The sequence below is a fragment of the Mycolicibacterium lacusdiani genome, assembly GCF_021916785.1.
Taxonomy (GTDB): domain Bacteria; phylum Actinomycetota; class Actinomycetes; order Mycobacteriales; family Mycobacteriaceae; genus Mycobacterium; species Mycobacterium lacusdiani.
On the sequence record NZ_JAKCFC010000001.1, the window covers coordinates 478,389 to 498,565 of the forward strand.

A 20,177-nucleotide genomic window follows, 5' to 3' on the forward strand; every position below is an offset into this window, starting at 1 on the left:
GACTTCGAGGCCATGTCTTAAGACTCCGCTCCGGCAGCACGGCGCTGCGCCTTGCCGAGCACGCTCACCAGGTAGCGCGCCGTGATGAACACGATGATCCAGAGCAGCAGCATGTAGGTGCTGCCGCGCGAGTAGTCGAGGTTGATGATCGAGTCCTCGAATGCGCCGATCTGCAGCGTTCGGGTGGCTACACCCGGCCCGCCTGCGGTCAGCACGTAGATGTGGTCGAACACCTTGAGGTTGTCCATGAACCGGAAGATGACGGCGACCAGGATGTAGGGCCACAGCATCGGCAGCATCAGCTTGCGGAACATGTAGAACCAGTTGGCACCGTCGACCTCGGATGCCTCGAACGGTTCCTTGGGCAGCGACCGGATGCCGGCGAGCACCAGGATGGCGACGAACGGGGTGAAGATCCAGACGTCGACGAGGATCACCGAGAACAGCGCGTTGCCCGCCGACAGCCAGTCGAACGTGTTGCCCAGTCCGAGAACGTGATTGAGCACGCCGAACTGTGGGTTGAACATCAGCTTCCAGATCACGCCCGCGATGACGGGGGCGATCATCAAGGGCAGGATCAACACCTTCTCGAAGATCTTGCCGATGATCGACGACCGGTTGAGCAATAGCGCGAGGCCGACGCCCAGGGCCGTCTCGATCGCCGTGGCGGCGACCGCGAACGTGACGGTGACCTGGACGCTCTTCCAGAACACCTGGTCGCCGAGGACGGAGCCGAAGTTCTGGAACCATACGAAGTGCGGATCCGGGTTCACCGCGGCGTAGTTGAGGAACGCGTAGTAGGCGCCCACTGCGAATGGATAGAGGATGCCGATGACGATGACGAGGGCCGGGATCGACAAAAGGTACGGCCGCAGCTTGCGCCGCCACCTCGGTACCTCGGGCGGCCTGCGGCGCGTCTCGGTGGTCGGCTCGTCGGGTGACGTGGCCGGTGCCTTGGGAGTCTGAGTGGTCATGGGTACAGATCTCCTAGAGGTTGACCTTGGAGGTGTTGGTCTTGGCCAGACTCCGCAGGCGCGATGCCACGTCGTCCCCGCCGTAGATGTCCTGCAGCGCAACAGCCCAGTTCTGCGTGGTGTCGAAGAACTTCTTCTGCGGCGTGAACTGGATCTTCGACTCACCGATGACCGTCTCGAACGCCTCGAGATAGCCGAACTGATCCGCCGCCACCCGCTTGAACGTGGTGTCGAACACGGACTGGCGAACCGGGTCGGCGTAGGAACCGCCCTCGACCGCCTTGTTCATCGAGTCCTTGCCGGTGGCCCACTGGATGAACAACCAGGCAGGCAACTTGTTGCGGGAGTTGGCGCTCATCGCCCAGCTCCACGTCCACAGGTTGGTCTTGTAGTTGCCGTCCGGCCCGGCGGGTCCCGCGTACCACGCGATGTTGCCCGCCTCCTTGCTCGCACCCGGCTTGTTCTTCGGGTACGTGGCGCTGTCGGCGTCGAACACCATCATCGCCTTGCCGTCGCCGAGATCCCCTGTCGCATTGGGGTAGTCGTAGGTCGTCCACGACGTGGGTCCCGCCTGGTGCTGGAGGTCGATCCACTTGCGGGTGAAGTCGATGGCCTGGTCGCTGTCCATCTCCGCGACCAGTTCCGACCCGTTCCAGGTGTAGTCGACCGCGCCCTGGCGCGTGTACTGGGTCATGAAGCCCGGGTGGATGGTGGCCCAGGACTTGGACCCGCGGGTCGACAGTCCGTACCGGTTCTCGGAACGGTCGGTCAGGTCGACGGCGAGCTGGATGAAGTCATCGAGGTTGTCGGGCAGCTTGGTGATGCCCTTCTCGTCGAAGATCCGCTTGTTGTAGGCGACCACGTTGTTCTCGAAGCCCCACGGAATCGCCCACTGCCCACCGGTTCCCAGCGGGTTGCCCAGCGTGAAGTCCCACCGCGTGGAGGTCCGCAGTCCCTCGAAGATGTCCTCGAAGTCGTATTCGGCGCTGGTGGCCGCGGTGTTCTGCAGCCACGGTGAGAGATCCTCGACCCATCCCGGCGGGCCGTACTGCCAGATGAAGTAGGCACCCAGCATGAACGCGTCGTGCTTGCCGGAGCCGCCGGCCAGCTCGGTGTTCAGCTTGGTGAAGTAGTCCGCCTCGGGCACCAGGTCGACGTTGACGTTGATCCCGGTGAGTTCGGTGAACTCCTTGAGCAGCGGCTGATACGACACCTGGTACGGGTGCGGGGTCTGCAGCACGTTGATGGTGGACCCGGCGGCCTTGCGCCAATCGAAGCCGCCGGTGACGGCGTCCGCTCCGTTGGGTGCGCTGGCACTGCCGCCCACCCCGCAGGCCGACAGGACCGGCAGCGTCGCAGCGGCCGCACCGGCAAGGCCCATCGCGGCCAACATGTTTCGGCGCGACAGCTGGCGTGAGGCTCTGAAGTGTTCTGGACTCATTCGATTCAATCCTTCGCTCACGCCGGGATCAAGGAGACCTTGACCGATTCCTTGCCGCTGGCGACGAGGTCCAGGCCCTTCTGGAAGTCGGTGAGGGGCAGTTGATGCGTGCAGATCCGATCCATCGGCAGCACACCGGATTCGATCATCTTGATCGCCGCGGGCCAGCAGTACGGGCCCAGGTGCGCGCCGAGGACGTCGAGTTCCTTGTCGTCGCTGATGATGCTCCAGTCGACGGTGACGTCACTGCCGAACACCCCGTACTCCACGTAGCGGCCCAGCTTGCGCAGGGCGTTGAGCCCCTGTGGAACAGCCGACGGATGGCCTGTGCCCTCCAGGTAGACGTCGGCGCCGTATCCGTCGGTGAGGCCCATGACGATGGCCTCGACGTCCTCCTCGGCGATGTTGATCGTGACGTCGGCCCCGCACAGCTTGGCGAGTTCCAGCTTCTCCGGCGCCATGTCGAGCGCGATGACGTGCATCGGGTTCTTGGCCCGCGCGCCGGCGACCATGCCGAGGCCGATGGGGCCGCAGCCGGCCACCACGACGGTGTCCTCGAACGTGATCTGGGCCCGTTCCACGGCGTGCAGCGAGCACGACAGCGGTTCGGCGAACGCGGCGTGCGCCGGCGGGATGTCGGCGGACACCTTGTGCACCAACGCCTCGACGGGATAGACCATGTAGCTCGCCATGGCTCCCGGCGTCCGGCGCTTGAAGCCGTAGAGGTCGTGGGGCTGGCACATGTGGTACTGCCCGCGCTTGCAGAAGCGGCACTCCCAGCACGGCACGATCTGTTCGGACACCACCCGATCACCGACGGCGATGCCCCAGCGCTTGGCGGCCGCGTCGTCGAGTTCGACTACCCGACCGACGAATTCGTGCCCGGGGATCACCATGGTCTCGGCCCAGGCGGGGCGGTTTTCGTCGCCCCAGAACTTGGCGGCGCCGTGGTAGCACTTCAGGTCGCTGGCACAGATGCCCACGGCCTCGACCCTGATGAGCGCCTCCCCCGGCTTGCGCTGCGGGACGGCGACCTCCTCGAGTCGGTAGTCGTGCGGGCCGTGACAGATGACGGCCTGCATCTTCTCGGGGATCTGGTCACTCATCGATGCACTCCTTCGCACGTGTGGTCGGGCTCACACTATCCAGGCACGTGCACATTTGTCCAGAACCGATGTTCAGCAAGATCTCGTGCAGAACAGATGTTCAGAATGTGGTTCGATGCCATACTCGTCGCATGCCACGGCCGGCTCAGACGCACCCCGCTACCGCACCGGTGGACGGCGCTGCGCCCGACGGGCACGCCCCGCCGGAGAGCAGTCACTTCTCGGCATCGCTGCTGTACACGGCGGCGCGGCTGTACTACGAGGACGATGCGACCCAGGCCGAGGTGGCCGAGCGGCTTGGCACCAGCCGCGCGACCGTCAGCAGACTGCTGGCTGAGGCGAAGCGGCAGGGCATCGTGCGCATCGAGGTGGTCCCTCCCGCCGAGGCGCGCTCGGGTGACCTCGCCGACCGTCTCGCGCGCGCCCTCGGCCTCGAGCGGGTCTACCTGTGCGCTCCCCTGCCCGCCCCCGGTCCCGGTCGCGGCATCGTCGACGTGATGGGCCGGGCACTGGCACCAGCGACGGGCCGGGCCCTCAGCGAGGCCGGCCTTCTGCCCGGCGACGTGCTGCTGGTCAGTTCCGGGCGCACCGTCTACGAGTTGGCGCAACACGATCTGACCCCGCTACCCGGGGTGGTGATCGCGCCTACCGTCGGTGGCAACGATCAGCCCGAGGAGTGGTATCAGACCAACGAGATCACTCGCCTGGTCGCCAATCGCGTTGGGGGCCGGGCCAATTACCTGTTCGCGCCGGCACTGCCAGGGCCCGAGCTGTACCAGTCGCTGCTGAACGACCCCAGCATCCAGCGCGTGCTGCACCAGTGGCCGACCGCACGGTGTGCACTGATGGGCGTCGGCGCACCGCCGCTCACCCGTTCGGACATCCCGCGATTCGTGCCAACGGGCTCGACGTCACTGCGGGCGGCCGTCGGCGACGTCTGCTCGCGCTTCTACGACCGTGCGGGCGACGAAGTCGACTTCGACGGCAGCGACCGGCTCATCGCGCTGGAATTGAAGGCGCTGCACCACATTCCGGTCACCATCGCCGTTGCGGTTGGCCGGGAAAAGCTCGACTCGATCGCCGCCGGGGCGCGCGGTGGACACTTCAACCGGTTGGTCACCGATCCATCCACCGCCGAGGCGCTGCTGGACGCCGTTCGCAACGCCGAGGTCACCGGCTGAGCCGGTGCACCTGATCCTTGGTCGCCGGATACAGTTCGCACCAGGTCGCGTACAGGTCGTCGTAGAGAGCCCGCGTATCGGGATTCGGCTTGATCTCGCGCTGGATCTTCGTCCAATCCGTCTCCGGCGGAACGAGACCCACCCCGATGGCCGCGAGCAGCGCGTCACCGTAGCTGGCGCCGATCGCCTGTTCGGGCACCTCCTGGACGCGGCCGGTGATGTCGCTGACCGCTTGCGCCCACACCGGGCTGCGCAGTCCCCCGCCCACCGCCACGGTCCTGGTGCCGGTGTGCGCGTCGTCGAAGCGCTCGAGGATCTGCCGGATGCCGAACGAGATCCCCTCGTAGGCAGCCCGAAACAGATGGCCTCGACCGTGTCGCAGAGTCAACCCGGCCAGCACGCCACGGGCCTGGGGATCGAACACCGGGGTGCGCTCGCCTGCGAAGTACGGCAGGACCAGTAGACCCTCGCTGCCAGGAGGGACGCGGGAGGCCTCGGCCATCAGTTCGTCGAACGGTGCACCGCCGGTGACCGTCTGCAACCAGCCGATCAGACTGCCCGCCGTCGACGTGCCCGCGGCCAGCGCCAGGCTGCCGTGCTCGATGCCCGCGGTGGTCCACAGCGTCGGGTCGCTGTGATAGGCGTCGATGATCTGCACCAGGAACATCGTCGAGCCGTACATCATCATCTGATCACCGGGGTGTCGGACGCCCACCGAGAAGGCCTCGGAGTACGCGTCGACGGTACCCGCCACCACCGGTGTGCCCACCGGAACGCCCGTCGCCGCAGCGGCTTCCGCGTGCACGGTCCCCACGACCTCGCTCGGCCAGACCAGCCTCGGCAGCGGCAGGTGCCTGCAGATGCGCCTCCCCCACGGCTGGTTCCACTCGAAGTCGCGCGTGGCATACAGCGGGTCGCACTGGCTCGCGGTGTGGTGATCCATCACGTACTCGCCGGTGAGCTTGGCGGCGATGAAGGAGTTCGAGCCGTACCAGCCTGCGGCACTGGCGAACACCTCGGGCTCGTGCCGGTACACCCACTCCAGCTTCGGCCCCACCGCCTGGCTGGACAGCAGCGTGCCCGCCCGATCCAGGATCGCGTCCTCGCCGAATTCCCTAGTGAGCAAGTCGATCTCGGCCGTCGCCCTGGTGTCGATCCCGTAGAGGATGGCAGGCCGAAGCGGTCGCAGATCCGCGTCGCACAGCACCAGACACGGACCCACCCCGCTGACGCACATCGCCGCCAAGACGCCGCCGCTGGGCATCTGGGCAGTGAGCCTGGCGGCGATCTCGCAGACCTCGCGCCACCAAAGTCCCTCGGCGTCGACCTCGGCCCAGCCGGGGCGGGGCAGGTTCATCGCGTGCGCGACGGTCTCGGAGGCGATCACCGTGCCGGCGGCGTCGACGAGCACACCCTTGGTGCTTCCCGTCCCCATGTCGATGCCGAGCAGCAGGTCCACGGCGCCAACCCTACGTGCAGGGGCTATCCCGACACAGCGACTCGGTCAGCGCATGCGCTCGGGAAATGGGTCGGCGGAGAAGTCGATCTGCGCAGCCGGATTGCTGACTGCGGTCACCATGCCGGTCCCGAACGGGCCGCGGGCGTCGAACAGCGTCGCGGTACCGACGCTGATGCCGTCGGACACCCAGTGCGAGTCGGCCTGAACGCCGATCCACTGGTCGTCGGGCAACCGGGACAGCGCCACCGTCAGGTCGCCGTTGATGTAGCCGACGCCTGCGCTCCCCAGGTTGGTGACCAGGCTGGTGCCTTCGGCCGCCATCGCGGCGTTCGCGAGCGGGCTGTTCGTCCTGCCCTCGACGGCGTCGATGGAACGGTTCATGCAGCGTTTGCGTGCGGTGTTCTGGTGGTCGGCGATCGCACCCGTCCACCCGGCGTCGTCGGAGCCGACGTAGATGTGCTGTGTGTCGTCGACGTCGGTGGGCGGCGTGAAACGAGCCGTCGGCGACCACTCCTCGCCACGCGGGGCATCGGACTTCCGGTACTGCACCAGCACGGCACGCACGATGGTGCTGCCACCCTGGATCAGCTCGCACTCGACGTTGCGGACCCGACGCCCCTCGCGGATCAGGCGGGTCACCGCGGTGGTCGGCACCCCCCTGCCTGCCTTGAAGAGGTCGACGGTCAGCCGGGCCGGGGTGAAGTCCGACAACCCGTAACGCTCGTCGAGGACCGACGCCGCGAGGCCGACCAGAGCAGGCCCGTTCAGATGGTCGGCGCCCCAGTGACTCTGCGCGAACTGCGTCGGTTCGAAGACGTCGTCGGAAGTCTTCACGAAGTGGGCCGGGCGAGCGGTCATCCCGGCATCGTCGCACAGACGTGTTCTGGCACAGGTCTTCGGGAGACGGTGGCAGGCCGAACGAGATGGCCCAGAATGGGCACGTGGACACCCGCCGACTGCAGCTGCTGCTGGCGCTGTCGCGGCTCGGGTCCATGCGCGCGGTGGCCGAGAGCCACCACCTGACCACCTCGACCGTCTCCGCGCAGATCGCCGCGCTCGCCAGGGAGACCGGCACGCGTCTGATCGAGCCGGACGGGCGGCGGGTGCGGTTGACCCCTGCCGGGCGACGGCTCGCCGACCACGCGGTCGAGATCCTTGCCGCCGTCGACGCCGCGCGGCTCGACCTCGATCCGGATGCCGACCCGGCGGGGACGCTGCGGGTCGGCGGCTTCGCCACCGGGATACGGGTGTCGCTGCTGCCGATCCTGACCGAGCTCGCAAGGCGCCACCCCGCCATCGACGTGGTCATCTCCGAGTACGAGCCGATCGAGGCGTTCGCGATGCTGGTCGACGACGACCTCGATCTCGCGCTGACCTACGACTACAGCCTCGCGCCTGCCTCGCTGAACCCGGTACTCGAGGCCGTAGCGCTGTGGTCGACGGCGTGGGGTCTCGGCGTTCCCACCGACGAGCCGGAGGGGCCCGTCGACCTTGCGAACTATGCCGACCGGACGTGGATCGTGAACTCCCGCAACACCGCTGACGAGGACGCCGTGCGCACGCTCGGCGCGATGGCCGGGTTCACGCCACGCATAGCGCACCAGATCGACAGTCTCGACCTCGTCGAAGAACTGATCGTCGCCGGATACGGCGTCGGCCTGCTCCCACGGGATAGGCCCACCAGCGACGGCGTGAAGGTGCTGCGGCTCACCGACCCGACGGTCGTGCTCACCGCCTACGCGGTGACCCGGGCCGGTCGGTCGACGTGGCCGCCGCTGCGTGCCGTCCTCGATCGGTTGCGCCCTGGCGCCGACGATCTCCCTCGGCCGGCGTGGCCGCGCCCGCAGGCACGTCGCTGACCGCGTCTCACTGCCCCAGGGTCAGCCGTTGCGCTGCCCGATAGCGCTCGAGCACGTCGGGGGTGGGCTCCGCCTCGTAGGTCGCGGTGACGCCGAACGACCACGACGGTGGCTCGTCGGACTCCGACAGCACCCAGGCCGCCTGCCGTGCCGCTCCGAGTGCGACGTATTCGGCGGGCGTCGGCACGTGCACCGGCTTGCCCAGGATCGCCGGGGCGATCCGGCGGACGGCCTCGGACCGCGCGCCACCGCCGACGAGGATGACCCGCCGGACCTCGATGCCCTGGGCGTCGATCTGGTCGAGGCAGAACGCGATCGAACTCAGCAACCCCTCGACCGCCGCGCGAGCGACGTTGGCCGAGGAGAGGTTTCGCGTCGTCATGCCCTGCAAGGCACCGCTGGCCTCGGGCAGGTTGGGCGACCGCTCCCCGTCGAAGTACGGAACCAGGGACAGCCCCTCGGCACCCGCGGGTGCCGACAGCGCCAACCGGTCGAGTTCGTCGAAGTCCACCCCGAGCGTCTTGGCGACGGCCGCGAGCACGGGGGCGCCGTTGAGCGTGCAGACCAGCGGCAGCTGTCGCCCGGTGGCGTCGGCGAATCCCGCGACCAGTCCACTCGCGTCGTGCGGCGCCGCGTCACCGACCGCGCTGACCACACCGGACGTCCCGAGCGACACGACGCAGTCACCGGGGCCTGCGCCGATGCCGAGTGCCGCGGCGGCGTTGTCACCGGCGCCGGCGCCCAATGCCGCACCGGTGGTGGTCCGCCCCGCCGCCTCGGCAGGGCCGACGATCTCCGGCACCAGCGGGCGCCGCCCGCGCATCGCGAGCTTCAGGAGATCGAGGTCGTAGGACCCGTCTTCGGCGGAGAAGTACCCGGTGCCACTGGCGTCGCTACGGTCGGTGCGGACGTCCTCGATGTCGGTCGAGCCGGAGAGTCGCCAGGTCAGCCAGTCGTGGGGCAGACACACCGCAGCCGTCGCGTCGGCGTGATCCCGCTCGTTGTCGGCCAGCCACCGCAGCTTCGCCGCAGTGATGGCCGCGACCGGGACGACCCCGATGCGTTGCGCCCACTGTCCGGCGCCGCCGAGTTCGTCGACGAGGTCCCTGGCCGCGGCGCTGGAGCGGGTGTCGTTCCACAGCAGCGCGGGGCGAACCACCTGGCCGCTCTTGTCGAGGCAGACCATGCCGTGCTGCTGAGCGCCCACCGACACGGCGGCGACGTCGTCGAGCCCACCGGCCGCGTGCGCCGCCTCCCCGAGGGCGGTCCACCACACGTGCGGGTCGACTTCGGTCCCCCCGGGGTGCGGGGCGGCCCCCGACCGCCTGATCTCGCCGGTCTCGGCGTCGCACACCACGACCTTGCACGACTGGGTCGACGAGTCGATTCCAGCGACGAGCGCCACGCCGTCTCCTTTGGTTACGCAGAACTAGGACCTAGTGCGAAGTTACCCCGAAGCTGGGCCTCTGCGTGTTTGTGATCATGATCGGAGGGGAATGATGGGCGCATGTTGATTCGTCGCGTCGCACGACCCATGCTTGCCACCACGTTCATCGCGCGCGGAGTGGAGTCGCTTCGTAGTCCCAAGCCGGCGGCAGACGCCGCCAAGCCGACTCTCGAGGGCCTGGCCAAGCTGCCCGATCCGGTGGGGCCGAACGTCCCCACCAACGCCGAGACCGTCGCCAAGGTCACCGCGGGTGTGCAGGTCGGTGCCGGACTGCTGCTGGCCACCGGCAAGCTTCCCCGTCTCGCCTCGGCCGCACTGGCGTTCAGTGTGGTCCCGGGAAGCCTTGGAGGACACGCATTCTGGAATGAGTCCGATCCCGAGCGGATGGCTTCGGAGCGTCGCGCGTTCCTCGCCGACCTCAGCCTCATTGGCGGTCTGATCATCGCCTCGGTCGACACTGAGGGGAAGCCGTCGCTGGGCTGGCGCGGCCGCCGCGCCGCCAAGAAGGTCTCCGCGTCGGTGTCTGGCGCGCTGCCCAGCTCGTCGAACGGCGCACTGGTCGACAGCGAACTCGTCGACCGCGTCGGCCACAACCTGCAGAGCGGTCTGCACGTCGCGCGCGAGCGTGGCGCAGAACTCGCCGACGTGGCCTCCAAGCGCGGTGCCGAGTTCGCCGAGGTCGCCTCCAAGCGCGGCGCCGAGTTCGCCGACGTGGCCTCCAAGCGCGGCGCCGTGCTCGCCGAGGTCGCCTCCAAGCGCGGCGCCGAGTTCGCCGACGTGGCCTCCAAGCGCGGTGCCGAGTTCGCCGACGTGGCGACCAAGCGCAGCACCGAGATCGCCGGGGTCGCGTCCAAGCGCGGCGATAAGCTGGCCGCCAAGGCCCAGAAGCGCAGCGACAAGCTGGCCGTGAAGGCGCAGAAGCGCGCACCCGAGCTGGCCACCCTCGCCCGCGAGCGGAGTGTCGAACTCGCCGAGCGTGCCCGCGACCGCAGCGCCCTGCTCGCCGAACTGGCCGCGGACCGCAGCGCCGAGATCGCAGAGAACGCCCGTCAGCAGGCAAAGCAGGCCAAGAAGCATGCGAAGAAGCAGCGTCGCAGCTGACGCTGAGCGCCGGGGTTCCGGCGTAGATTGTGCCGCATGACGGCTGGTGATCCCTTCTCCGCTCCATACGGCAGTACCGACCCGACGCGAGGCCAACCGGGTGGCTTGTTCACCCGGTGGCTCGCGCGTGTCATCGATGGCTTGATCGTCGGTGTCGTGGGGTTCTTCCTCGCCTACGCCACCGATTCGCTGTCGAGCATCCTCGTCACGGGTTTGTTCACCGGCGCGCTGGCGTTCGGCTACTTCGTGCTGTTCGAGGTGACCCAGGGCTGGACCCCGGGCAAGAAGGTCCTCGGGCTGCACGTGCGTGGCGCAGGCGGAATGGGCAAGCCCGACCTCAAGCAGTCCGCCATCCGCAACGCGTTCACGCTGCTGCCGATCATTCCGTTCGTCGGCGGCCTGCTCGGGGTCGTGGCGATGATCGTCATCGCCGTGACGATCAGCGGCAGCCCCACCAGGCAGGGGAAGCACGACGAGCTGGCAGGCGGCACGGCGGTCCTCAAGTCCTGAGGGTCGGCCCGTCCCAGCGGCCGCTCGGCCGTCCCCCGGCCGGTGATGCTTGACTGCGAGGATGACCAGAACACCGCAGATCGCTCGACGGCTGTTCGACCGCTTCGAACCCGTGCACGCCCTGACCTACTTCTCGCCGGAGGCCATCTCGGCGTTCGACAACGCCGGGTATCGCGGGTTTTGGATGAGTTACTTCGCTGGACGCTCGGCACCGCTGGGCGCCGTCCCGGCGGAGCTGGTGGCCGCGACGTTCTACAACTTCTCGCCGGCGCACGTTGCGCGCGCGCTGCCGTCGGCGTGGACCTTCGCGCCGCCGTCGGCCGCACTCGAGGCCCGTGAGCAGTCCGCGGCCGCGGCACTGCGGCGGTGCGGGGTCGCCGACGACGATGGGTTGCGCACGGCCGCTTCGCTTCTCGAGCGGGCGGCGCGGAGCGCACCGTGGGCCGGGCGTCCGCTGTTCGCCGCGAACCTCGCGCTACCGTGGCCAGACGACCCGGTAGCCAGGCTCTGGCACGCCACCACCCTGCTGCGCGAACAGCGCGGCGACGCGCACGTAGCGGTTCTGGTCGCCAACGGGATCAGCGGGCGGGAGAGCAACGTGCTGCATTCCCTGGCCGATCGCGTGCCGCGCGAGTTCATCGTCAAGAGCAGGCATTACGACGAGGACGAGTGGCGCGACTGCACTCGTCGTCTGACCGAAAGCGGCCTGGTCGACGGCGCCGGGGCGCTGACCGACGCCGGACGCGCCCTCAAGCAACGCATCGAGGACACCACCGACGCGCTGGCACTGCCGGCGTTCGACGCGCTCGACGACGCCGACCTGACGCTGCTGTTCCGCACGCTCACGCCCATCACGCGGACGGTGCTCGCAGGCGGCGACATCCCCGCCGCCACCCCCATGGGCCTGGGCCGCCACGACCTCGACGACGACGAGGCACACCTGATCTAGCGGGCCCGTCGTGTTCCCCCTCTCCGCGGGCCCCTCTCTCCGCGAGCGTGCGTGTCTGCGGGCGACACGCCGGGCGGAAACCCGAGTCTGCGCACGCTCGCGGCGGGGTGCGGTGGCGGTCGGCGAGTGGCCAGTTGTCATACGCGAAACGCCGCGATGCGACACATGAGTGGCCGCTCACCGGCGTGTGCGACAGTTGCGACTAGCCGCTCTACCTCGGCCCGTACATGATCAGGCCGACCCCGACGAGACAGATCACGGCGCCACCGACGTCCCACCGGTCGGGCCGGAACCCGTCGGCGACCATCCCCCACAGCAGCGACCCCGCGATGAAGACACCGCCGTACGCGGCGAGGACCCTGCCGAAGTTGGCGTCGGGCTGGAATGCGGCCACGAACCCGTAAGCGCCGAGCGCGAGGACGCCCGCACCGATCCACAGCCACCCGCGATGCTCGCGCACGCCCTGCCAGACCAGCCAGGCCCCGCCGATCTCCAGCAGCGCCGCCGCCACGAACAGTGCAATCGACTTGATGACCATCACCGACAGCCTGCCGCGAGCGTGCGTGGAATCGGGTCAGGACACGGCGTGTCGCCCGCAGACACGCACGCTCGCCGAAGGAATGAGAGAGATCAGGTGGCGAGGTTGCGGTTCCACTCGATCCAGCCGACGCCGGTGCGGCCGTCGGCGGTGGTGACCGTCGCCCAGGCCCGCGGGAAGCGGCTCAGCCTGCCGTCCGGCGACGTCAGGAGCACTGGGGCGTGCCCGCGCACGTCGATGGTCGCCACGAGATCGCCGGGCGCACACTCCAGCACGGTCGACACGGGCAGCTCGTCGGCGCCGAACGTCTCCCGCGCCGTGACGCGATCCAGTTCGACCAGCGGTTCCCCCGCGCGTTGCAGATACCCCGCGGCCAGCGGCGGTGCGCCCGGGATCCTCAGGTCGAGGCCGTGCACGTGGGTGCCGTCGTCGAGGTGCAGCGCGCTCCACACCCAGTCCATGCTCCACCAGTCCCGCGCGGCCCACGAATGGTCGCGCTGGCCGGGCACGTCGGCGAAGTCGAAGGAGTGGCCGTCGGCGGTGACGCGACCCGAGACAGTGCACGGGATCTCGTAGCGCGTCGACAGTCGGTACTGGTACGGCGTGCCAGCTGTCGTCCACGTCAGGTCGATCGCGACGTCGACGGGGCGGCCCGACTCGCCCCGCAGCAGCGCTGCCGGATCGTCGAACGCCTCACCGCGCCCGTTCAGCGACACCCGATAGGTCCGAAGCGCTTCGCCGGGTTCCAGCACGAGGTCGATCGCACCGGTGCTGACGTGCCCGTGGTCCTCGGGCAGCGGCGCCTCGAAGTCCAGCACCGCGATCGTCGGCAGGTTCGGCCCGCACAGCAGGCCGTTGATCCAGGCGTGGCCCTGGTTCGGGATCAGGCCGAGCCGGATCCACCCGCCGACGTCCTGCGCAGCGTCGACGAAGTCGAAGTACCAGCTCTCACTCCACAGCGGCTCGTCGGTCGGCGGATGCGCACCCTCGTCATCGGCGTTGGGCTGCAACGGTTCAGGCACGGTGGGCGCGGGCAGGATGCTGAGCGCGTCGGTGTCGATGACGTGCTGGCAGTGCCGCTCGATCATCGCCATGAACATCTCGTCGCCGCGTTCGGTCCGCTCCACGAGCATTGGCGAGACGATCGCCATCAGCACGCCGAAGAACGTCTGGTGCCGGACGCCCTCGCGGACGGCGTCGAGCGTGACACCGGCATCGGGCCCCAGCGCATCGTGGTAGGTCCGCAGCAGCTCGTCGTACAGTTCCCGCCGCCGCTCGACCGGCAGTGCACAGCCGAGGAAGTACGCCACGTCGGTGAACGCAGGCCCCCACGTCACCGTCTGCCAGTCGACCACCGTGAGGGGGCGGTCGGCGCCGTCGGCGCCGAACAGCATGTTGTCCAGCCGGTAGTCGCCGTGGATCAGCCCGCGCGGCTGACCTGCCTCGGCCTCGGCCGCCATGTAGGCATCGAAGGTCCCGACGAAGCGCTCGCACACCTCGCGGTGCTCCGGCGCGACCTGGTCGCGATAGCGGTCGATGAAGCCTGCGTACAGGGCACCGATCAGCCCCTGGTCGACCGGGGAGTCGCGGTTGAGCCACTCGGCGCCCGCCAGGGTCTCGTCACCCAGCAGCCGGCCGTGCACCAGCCCCAGCTGGGTGAGCGCCAGAGCGGCCTGTTCGGCTGTGGCGCCCCGGATCTCGTCGCCGACGACGGCGGGCGCGGCGTCTCCGAGCAGGAGGTCGAACGCTCCGGTCGCCGGATCGTAGGCGCTGTGGAAGCACGGCGAGACGGGACTGATCCTCTCCCCGGAAGCACCGAGGCCGGGGGCGATCTCCGAGTAGAAGCGCACCTCCCGCTCGTAGAGTCCCATCGCCAGACCCGTCTGCCGACTACTCGGGTCGGCGGCGGCGACCTTCAGAACGACCGACGCCGGACCACTGCCCCCGTCGGCGTAGGTGAGGTCCACGCGGTAGCACTCGCTCATCTGGCCGGTGCCGATGCGGTCGACGGTGAATCCGGTGACCTCGCCCTGCCCTAACGCCGAGGTGAGCCACTCGGCGGTCAGATCGGTGGGGCGTTCGATGCGCGGTGGGCGCGTTGACGCGGCGGAATCCGGGTGCACCACGTCAACGTAGGACAAGTGCCGTGCCCGACACGCCGATTTCGGCCAACGATGTTGACGCGTGTCAACTGGGGCGGTGGCACTCGCTCGGCGGCGACGGTTCCACGTCGAGGCTGGGGTTGCGGTCGAAGAATCCGTACGGCTTCAGCCAGAACGACACCACGTCCACCGGCATCACGGGCCAGTCCTCCGGCCGAGTGATGTGGTGCAACCCGAAGACGTACCAGAGCACGACGTCGGTGTTGTCGATCGGGCGGTCGGCCTTCGTCCACGCCCCGAGCCCGCCGTCGGAGGCCGACTGGTTGACGAATTCGCCTGCGGGCCAGCGCTCGTCGGGGTGATTCGGCGTCACCCACAGGGTGTGACCGATGACGTTCGCGCGTTTGAGCACCGGTGATTCGGGGTCGAACATGGGCGGGATCGCGCCGCCGGGCACCAGCTTGTACGACGGGTGCGTGCCGAGGCCGTTGACGACGTTGGGGTTGACCACCTTCCACGCTCGCTGCGTGGCGAAGTCGACGTCCTGCATGCCCTCGGACTCGGTGCGCAGCGGAACGTTGCGGACGACCATGGCGAGTCCGTGAGGGTTGTCCGGGCCCATCGGCTCGGCATGGGACTCGGTCGCGACGACGGTGTTGTCGGGTCCGTCGACGTCCAGGTCCAGGCGGGCGACCAGGAAGTGCTGGTGGAACGGGGCGTACGTGCGCTCGTCGACCAAGGTGCCGTTCGCGCTGGACTGTCCGAAAGCCAGTGGCGTGGTGACCATGATTCCGGTGGCGCGCACCTCGCACTCGATGTTGCCGTCCTGATACAGCCGCCAGTACGTGAGGTACTCGTAGTTGGCGACGGTGACGTGGAACGACAGGGTGAGCCTGCGCGTGCGGCGGACTTCGGCACCACTGTCGTGGTCGACGTGCTTCCACAGCACCGCGTCGTCCTCTTCGTGGATGCAGATCGCGTTGGCGATCGAGTAGGGCTCCCCGCTGCTGTCGTGCAGGACCGCGTCGAGGTAGCGGATCTCGCCGAGACAGTCACAGCCGAGTTCCAGTGACTGGGTCATGAACCCCAGCCCCCACTCCCCGATGTCGAATGCCGTGCGGCGGTAGTGGTCCGGTGACGGGTCGCGATAGGGCACCACCATCTCGGCGAACGACATGCGGTGGGCGATCGACCGGTTGCGGTCGCCGTCCTGGTAGCGCACGGTGTGCAAGGTCATGCCCTCGCGGTAGTTGAACCCGACGCGCAACGACCAGTTCTGCCACCGCAGCAGATTGCCGTCGATCGTGAACGACGGGCCCTCGGGTTGGGTCACGTGCAGGGGCTTGAGCGGTTCGCGCCGCGACGACGATCGAATGCGCTCGGGCACGTACTTGGGCACGTATTCGCCCATCACCGAGGGCATCTCGGTCTTGCCGCCGGCGAACGGGCCGTCGTCCTCGACGCGCAGCACCTCCATCGTGTTCAGGTCGATGATGCAGTGCAGGCCACTGACCAGGTGCGCGTAGGGATTCCGGCCCGGCCCCTCCTTGAGCCACGTGTCCGACCAGCCGAGCCGCCGGTCGCCGTATTCCTCCGGGATCAGCGCGTCGCCGTAGGTCCAGGTGTCCATGAACACGTTCTCGACGCCGACGATGCCACGGGCTTCGAGCGCTGCCACCACGTCGGGATGCGCGCGGAGCACCCGGTCGCACTCGGTGTACTCGTCGACGGTGAAGTTGGGTTGCACTCCGGGTACGTGCTCGAACGCCTCTGTGCGGCCGTCCTCGATCGAGACCACGCTCTTGTAGGTCGCGTTCGCCGACCGGTCGAGGCACACGGCGACGGCCCGGCGCGGTGGCGTCGGCCCTCCCTCGTCGAACGCCCGCAGGTCCGCCTTGCCCGGCTCGGCCAGTTCGATGGACGCGATGCGCCAACCGGAGTCGACGCCGTGGTCCCGTCGCAACGTCTCGGCGACGGTCCGGAACTCGGCGGCCGACAGCGGATCCAGGGGGTGGCTCACCCGCTCACGCAACCACACCGTGCCCGGCGTCGCAGCCTAATTCGCCGCGAGCGAGAAACCCTCCCACGCGCGGCGGCGTTCCGGGTTGGGATCGTGTTCGAGGCGGGTGCGCCGGTCGAAGACGAGCACGGCGCGTTTTTCCGGCGTGTAGGTCGGCCAACCGTCCCCGGGCACGCCCTCGCGGCTGAACGCGCGCCACCGGTTCTGCACCTCGTTGCTGACCCGTCGTGCCGAGCGGCGGTCGGCCGCGGCCGTCAGCAGCGAGCCGAACCGGCTGCGGTAGACGTCGAATACCGCGAACAGTTCGGTGGCGTGGGTGGCACCCAACCCCGACCAGTGGAACGTGCGCGGGGCGTAGTCGTAGCGGTAGACGTGGGTCGGTGCGTGCCTGCCATGTGCCTCGGCGATCTGCCAGGCCGCCGTCCCGAAGGCGAAGTCGCCGCCGAGCCGCACGCACGCCGACGCGTTCGGGTACCCGGGGTAGGCCGAGGTGATCCGGTCGCGGACCTCGACGTCAGTGTCCGCGAGCAGCATCTCGATCATCGGCTCGCTGGTCGGCAGCAACTGCAGGAAGCGGGTGAACAGCTTGCCCTCGTCGGCGTTGGTGCCAACGATCAGCGGGACCTGGTGGGCGGTTCCCTCACGCATCGCCACGACGGGGTCCCTGGGCAGGTACTCGGTGTCGTAGGTGGGGCCGACGGGGAACGCACCGCGCATCTTCTTCATGCCGTCGCGCATCAGGTCGTTGAGCGCTCCGACGAGTTCCGCCGGTCGCGCGGCCATGATGGCGGCCGCGCCCTCTTCGCGGGTGACCCCGAGGTAGCCGACGAAGTCGTCGGCGAACGCGGCGGCGATCTCCGGGGTCCCAGCCATCCCGCTGGCGGGGCTCTCCGAGATGGCTCGATGGAACAGGCCCTCGGCCGCGGGCGTCGCCAGCAGGGTGGCCACGGCGTGCGCGCCCGCGCTCTCGCCGAAGACCGTCACGTTCTCGGGGTCACCGCCGAACACCGCGGCGTTGTCGCGCACCCAGCCCAAGGCGAGGACCAGATCGCGCAGGAACAGGTTGTCGTCGATCGGATGCTCGTCGGTCGACAGCGACGACAGGTCCAGAGCGCCCAGCGGGCCGAGCCGGTAGTTCACCGACACGTAGACGCAGCCACGCCGGGCCAGGGCCGCACCGTCGTAGATGGGGGTGGCCGAACTGCCGAGGATGTAGCCGCCGCCGTGGACGAAGACCATGACGGGCAACGGTTCGTCGGAGGGCGTCTCCGGCGCCACCACGTTCAGCGTCAGGCAGTCCTCGCTCATCGGCTGGAACTTGCCGGGCCGCAGCAGGGTGTACTTGCGATCCTGCGGTGCGCAGTAGGCGTAACCGTGGCAGTACCGGACGCCCCGCCACGGCTCCACGGGCTGCGGTGCCCGGTACCGCAACGCTCCGACGGGCGGGCGGGCATAGGGGACGGACCGCCACCGGTGGACGCCGTCGCGGGTGAAGCCCTCGATGGTTCCGCTGTCGATCGTCACGCGGACGGTGCGTTCGTGCATGACAAGACGGTAGCGAAGATTCGTATGGCCGTCCCGCCCGGCCATCGGCGTGCCGGGGCGCTCAGCCGCTGATCATGATGCGGGGTTGGCCCGTTCGCGCACCTTGGCGGGGTAGGTCTGGGTCATGCCGACGGCGCCGACGAGGACGACGATCGGGATCACCCAGTTCGTCCAGTCCTTCGTCTGCGGCACCTGGGTCGCGAAGAAGCCAAGCACCGCGATCAAGGCGAAGACCAGCGCCCACATCAGCGTGAGGACCCGGTTGGTCTGGCGGAAGGCCGGCTTCTCCCAGTCCTCCAGCGGCCGCGTCACCCGGGCGTACTGCTCGGTGAACGGCGTGAACGCCAGCGAACCGAGCGCCATCAGTGCGAGCACGCCGCTCGACAGCGTCGTGGCGTAGGTGTCCATCCAGTCACGGTCGGCTGCGCCGAGGATCACCCCCGCCGCGGTTACGACGACGAAGAACACGATGGTGACGATCTCCAGCAGGCGCGGCGCGCCAAACCCCATGGAGACGCCGAGGATCACCGCCGACAACACGGCGCACAACGCTCCGAAGAGCCACGTGCTGGGCCCTTCGGCGACGACCCAGTAGACGACCCAGGGCGCGAAGCCGATGAACGGGCTGCGTTCGAACCATTCGTCCACATCGAGAGACTAGGCGCAGCCGCGGCCGAAGGTCAGACCATGCAACCGCGTGTAAGACCTCTAGGTCAGTGTGGTGACGGCCAGCGGAGTGGCGGTGCCTGCCTCGCGAATGACGACGCTGCGGATGTCCGACGTCGGAATCACGGTGGCGGCCGCCAAGTTCGTCGCCTCGTCACCGGAGGGGCGCCAGGACGCGACTGTCGACTCCGAACCGTCCTTCGTCATGACGACGAGGTCGTAGCTCTCGACGTTCGACGCCCACGCCTTGGTGTATTCGCACTGCCAATCGAGGCGGGTTCCCCATGGTTCCTCCGACACCGCGAGTGACGCACTGACGCCCGCTCGTTCTCCGGCTGCCATCGCCTGCAGCGAGACGCCAGTCGTCGACGACGGTTCGTGGGGAATGACCGCATATCCCACGATTCCCCCGACGAGGAGGAATGCCGCGGCCGATGCGAGTGCCCCCGCCAGTCGGGCACGGCGTGACCGAAGGCGTCGCCGCTCCGCGGCCGCGCCGAGCGACGTGGGCTGGGCCGCAACGTCCCCCCGCACGTCGGCTTTCGGCCCTTCGTCGATCAGAGCGAGCGCCTCTTCTGGAGTCAGAACGTCCAGGATGCCCGGAATGTCGTCGGCGCCCGAGAGTTCCGCGCGTCGGGGAGAAGTGGCGAGGTAGCGCTCGTACTCGGCAGCTTCCTCTGCTGTGAGTGCGCCGAGTAGGTACGCGGCGTCCCACTCGGTCATGCCGCGGTCGGAGGTCATTGCACTACCCCCCTTTCCTCCAACGCCGCGCGGAGCGCGCGTAGTGCGTAGTGCAGCCGAGACTTCACGGTCCCCGGCGGAATGCCCTCGTGGCGACCGATTTCGACGGCGGTCTGTCCGAGGTAGTGCACCCTCACCAAGACGGCCCGATGTTCCGGGCTCAGCGATCGCAGCGCCTCGGACACCACCCACTTGTCCACCGCGGGACCGAACATGTCCGGAGAGGTGCGCTCCGGCATGGTCTCGGTTTGCAGCTCGCGCTTGTAGCGAGAACTCCGCCGGTCGTCGATGACCAAGTTCCTGGCCACCGTGTGCAGCCACGCCCGGGTGGATTCCTCGGAGTAGGTGGTGAGGACGTTCTGGTTCTGCCAGAGCCGAAGCAACGATTCCTGAACGACGTCCTCGGCGAATCCGCGGTCGCCACGCGTGAGACGAAGTACGTACCGATTCAACGCCGGCCCGTGTTCGTCGGAGATGCCCCGCATGAGATCGGCTCCTGCCGCATCATTCATGCGCCGTGGCCCCGGGCCAGAGTCCG

18 protein-coding genes are annotated in these 20,177 nt (G+C 68.7%); 5 read left to right on the forward strand and 13 right to left on the reverse strand.

Annotated features, from left to right (window positions below; translation table 11 throughout):
* Nucleotides 1–17: 17 nt before the first annotated feature.
* Genes LOK44_RS02425 through eltD form a run of 3 tightly spaced genes read right to left on the reverse strand, consistent with a single transcriptional unit; the run spans nt 18 to nt 3,521 of the window.
* A complete protein-coding gene (locus LOK44_RS02425; RefSeq protein ID WP_237568462.1) occupies nt 18–974 on the reverse strand; it encodes a carbohydrate ABC transporter permease in 957 nt (318 codons plus the stop codon).
* Nucleotides 975–987: 13 nt separating this feature from the next.
* Nucleotides 988–2,415, reverse strand: a complete 1,428-nt coding sequence (locus tag LOK44_RS02430) for an extracellular solute-binding protein (RefSeq protein WP_237568464.1) — start codon at nt 2,413–2,415, stop codon at nt 988–990.
* Between the two features lie 17 nt (nt 2,416–2,432).
* On the reverse strand, nt 2,433–3,521 hold the full coding sequence (eltD, locus tag LOK44_RS02435) for an erythritol/L-threitol dehyrogenase (RefSeq protein ID WP_237568465.1): 1,089 nt from the start codon (nt 3,519–3,521) through the stop codon (nt 2,433–2,435).
* 131 nt (nt 3,522–3,652) lie between these two features.
* On the opposite strand from eltD, the gene LOK44_RS02440 reads away from it, so the two are divergent.
* Nucleotides 3,653–4,702, forward strand: coding sequence for a sugar-binding transcriptional regulator (locus LOK44_RS02440; protein WP_237568467.1), 1,050 nt, complete (start codon nt 3,653–3,655; stop codon nt 4,700–4,702).
* Here the strand turns inward: LOK44_RS02440 and LOK44_RS02445 are convergent.
* Nucleotides 4,692–6,161 (reverse strand): FGGY-family carbohydrate kinase, encoded by a 1,470-nt coding sequence (locus LOK44_RS02445; RefSeq protein WP_237568468.1) that lies wholly within the window; start codon nt 6,159–6,161, stop codon nt 4,692–4,694. The two genes, LOK44_RS02440 and LOK44_RS02445, sit on opposite strands and share 11 nt — an antisense overlap.
* Before the next feature lie 45 nt (nt 6,162–6,206).
* Nucleotides 6,207–7,019 carry an acyl-CoA thioesterase domain-containing protein gene (locus LOK44_RS02450; protein ID WP_237568470.1) on the reverse strand — a complete coding sequence of 271 codons (813 nt, stop codon included), beginning with the start codon at nt 7,017–7,019 and terminating at the stop codon, nt 6,207–6,209.
* An 83-nt stretch (nt 7,020–7,102) separates the two neighbouring features.
* Here LOK44_RS02450 and LOK44_RS02455 point away from each other — a divergent pair, with 83 nt between their 5' ends.
* Nucleotides 7,103–8,020: a LysR family transcriptional regulator gene (locus LOK44_RS02455; protein WP_237568472.1), complete on the forward strand. Its 918-nt coding sequence runs from the start codon at nt 7,103–7,105 to the stop codon at nt 8,018–8,020.
* A 7-nt stretch (nt 8,021–8,027) separates the two neighbouring features.
* Here LOK44_RS02455 and xylB read toward each other — a convergent pair whose 3' ends face one another.
* Nucleotides 8,028–9,425 carry a xylulokinase gene (gene xylB / locus LOK44_RS02460; protein WP_237568474.1) on the reverse strand — a complete coding sequence of 466 codons (1,398 nt, stop codon included), beginning with the start codon at nt 9,423–9,425 and terminating at the stop codon, nt 8,028–8,030.
* Nucleotides 9,426–9,527: 102 nt separating this feature from the next.
* Between xylB and LOK44_RS02465 the strand changes: the two genes are divergently transcribed.
* The 3 genes from LOK44_RS02465 to LOK44_RS02475 all read left to right on the forward strand — a co-directional run bounded on the left by LOK44_RS02465 (nt 9,528) and on the right by LOK44_RS02475 (nt 12,027).
* Nucleotides 9,528–10,568 carry a DoxX family membrane protein gene (locus LOK44_RS02465; protein ID WP_237568476.1) on the forward strand — a complete coding sequence of 347 codons (1,041 nt, stop codon included), beginning with the start codon at nt 9,528–9,530 and terminating at the stop codon, nt 10,566–10,568.
* A gap of 36 nt (nt 10,569–10,604) precedes the next feature.
* Entirely contained in the window at nt 10,605–11,078 is a 474-nt protein-coding gene (locus LOK44_RS02470; RefSeq protein ID WP_237568478.1) for an RDD family protein, read from the forward strand.
* A 61-nt stretch (nt 11,079–11,139) separates the two neighbouring features.
* Entirely contained in the window at nt 11,140–12,027 is an 888-nt protein-coding gene (locus tag LOK44_RS02475) for an SCO6745 family protein (RefSeq protein WP_237568480.1), read from the forward strand.
* 211 nt (nt 12,028–12,238) lie between these two features.
* On the opposite strand, the gene LOK44_RS02480 is transcribed toward LOK44_RS02475, so the two are convergent.
* From LOK44_RS02480 to LOK44_RS02510, 7 genes are all read right to left on the reverse strand, one after another.
* Complete coding sequence (locus LOK44_RS02480; RefSeq protein WP_237568481.1) at nt 12,239–12,565, reverse strand: YnfA family protein; 327 nt, start codon at nt 12,563–12,565, stop codon at nt 12,239–12,241.
* A 92-nt stretch (nt 12,566–12,657) separates the two neighbouring features.
* Nucleotides 12,658–14,688, reverse strand: a complete 2,031-nt coding sequence (locus tag LOK44_RS02485) for a DUF7064 domain-containing protein (protein WP_237568483.1) — start codon at nt 14,686–14,688, stop codon at nt 12,658–12,660.
* 64 nt (nt 14,689–14,752) lie between these two features.
* The gene (locus LOK44_RS02490; protein WP_237568485.1) at nt 14,753–16,687 is read right to left on the reverse strand and encodes a primary-amine oxidase; all 1,935 of its coding nucleotides are present in this window, start codon (nt 16,685–16,687) and stop codon (nt 14,753–14,755) included.
* Nucleotides 16,688–16,723: 36 nt separating this feature from the next.
* Entirely contained in the window at nt 16,724–18,232 is a 1,509-nt protein-coding gene (locus LOK44_RS02495; protein ID WP_237568487.1) for a carboxylesterase/lipase family protein, read from the reverse strand.
* A gap of 72 nt (nt 18,233–18,304) precedes the next feature.
* Nucleotides 18,305–18,880 carry a hypothetical protein gene (locus LOK44_RS02500; protein ID WP_237568489.1) on the reverse strand — a complete coding sequence of 192 codons (576 nt, stop codon included), beginning with the start codon at nt 18,878–18,880 and terminating at the stop codon, nt 18,305–18,307.
* A 60-nt stretch (nt 18,881–18,940) separates the two neighbouring features.
* On the reverse strand, nt 18,941–19,639 hold the full coding sequence (locus tag LOK44_RS02505) for a hypothetical protein (protein ID WP_237568491.1): 699 nt from the start codon (nt 19,637–19,639) through the stop codon (nt 18,941–18,943).
* Entirely contained in the window at nt 19,636–20,151 is a 516-nt protein-coding gene (locus LOK44_RS02510; protein WP_237568493.1) for a sigma-70 family RNA polymerase sigma factor, read from the reverse strand. Before LOK44_RS02510 ends, LOK44_RS02505 begins: the two co-directional genes overlap by 4 nt.
* Nucleotides 20,152–20,177 lie beyond the last annotated feature (26 nt).

Coding starts and splice junctions, on each gene's coding strand:
- LOK44_RS02430 (WP_237568464.1), bottom strand. CDS start 2,415: ATGAGTCCAGAACACTTCAGAGCCTCACGCCAGCTGTCGCGCCGAAAC.
- LOK44_RS02450 (WP_237568470.1), bottom strand. CDS start 7,019: ATGACCGCTCGCCCGGCCCACTTCGTGAAGACTTCCGACGACGTCTTC.
- LOK44_RS02480 (WP_237568481.1), bottom strand. CDS start 12,565: ATGGTCATCAAGTCGATTGCACTGTTCGTGGCGGCGGCGCTGCTGGAG.
- LOK44_RS02505 (WP_237568491.1), bottom strand. CDS start 19,639: ATGACCTCCGACCGCGGCATGACCGAGTGGGACGCCGCGTACCTACTC.
- LOK44_RS02470 (WP_237568478.1), top strand. CDS start 10,605: ATGACGGCTGGTGATCCCTTCTCCGCTCCATACGGCAGTACCGACCCG.
- LOK44_RS02495 (WP_237568487.1), bottom strand. CDS start 18,232: ATGCACGAACGCACCGTCCGCGTGACGATCGACAGCGGAACCATCGAG.
- eltD (WP_237568465.1), bottom strand. CDS start 3,521: ATGAGTGACCAGATCCCCGAGAAGATGCAGGCCGTCATCTGTCACGGC.
- LOK44_RS02475 (WP_237568480.1), top strand. CDS start 11,140: ATGACCAGAACACCGCAGATCGCTCGACGGCTGTTCGACCGCTTCGAA.
- LOK44_RS02465 (WP_237568476.1), top strand. CDS start 9,528: ATGTTGATTCGTCGCGTCGCACGACCCATGCTTGCCACCACGTTCATC.
- LOK44_RS02510 (WP_237568493.1), bottom strand. CDS start 20,151: ATGAATGATGCGGCAGGAGCCGATCTCATGCGGGGCATCTCCGACGAA.
- LOK44_RS02425 (WP_237568462.1), bottom strand. CDS start 974: ATGACCACTCAGACTCCCAAGGCACCGGCCACGTCACCCGACGAGCCG.
- LOK44_RS02440 (WP_237568467.1), top strand. CDS start 3,653: ATGCCACGGCCGGCTCAGACGCACCCCGCTACCGCACCGGTGGACGGC.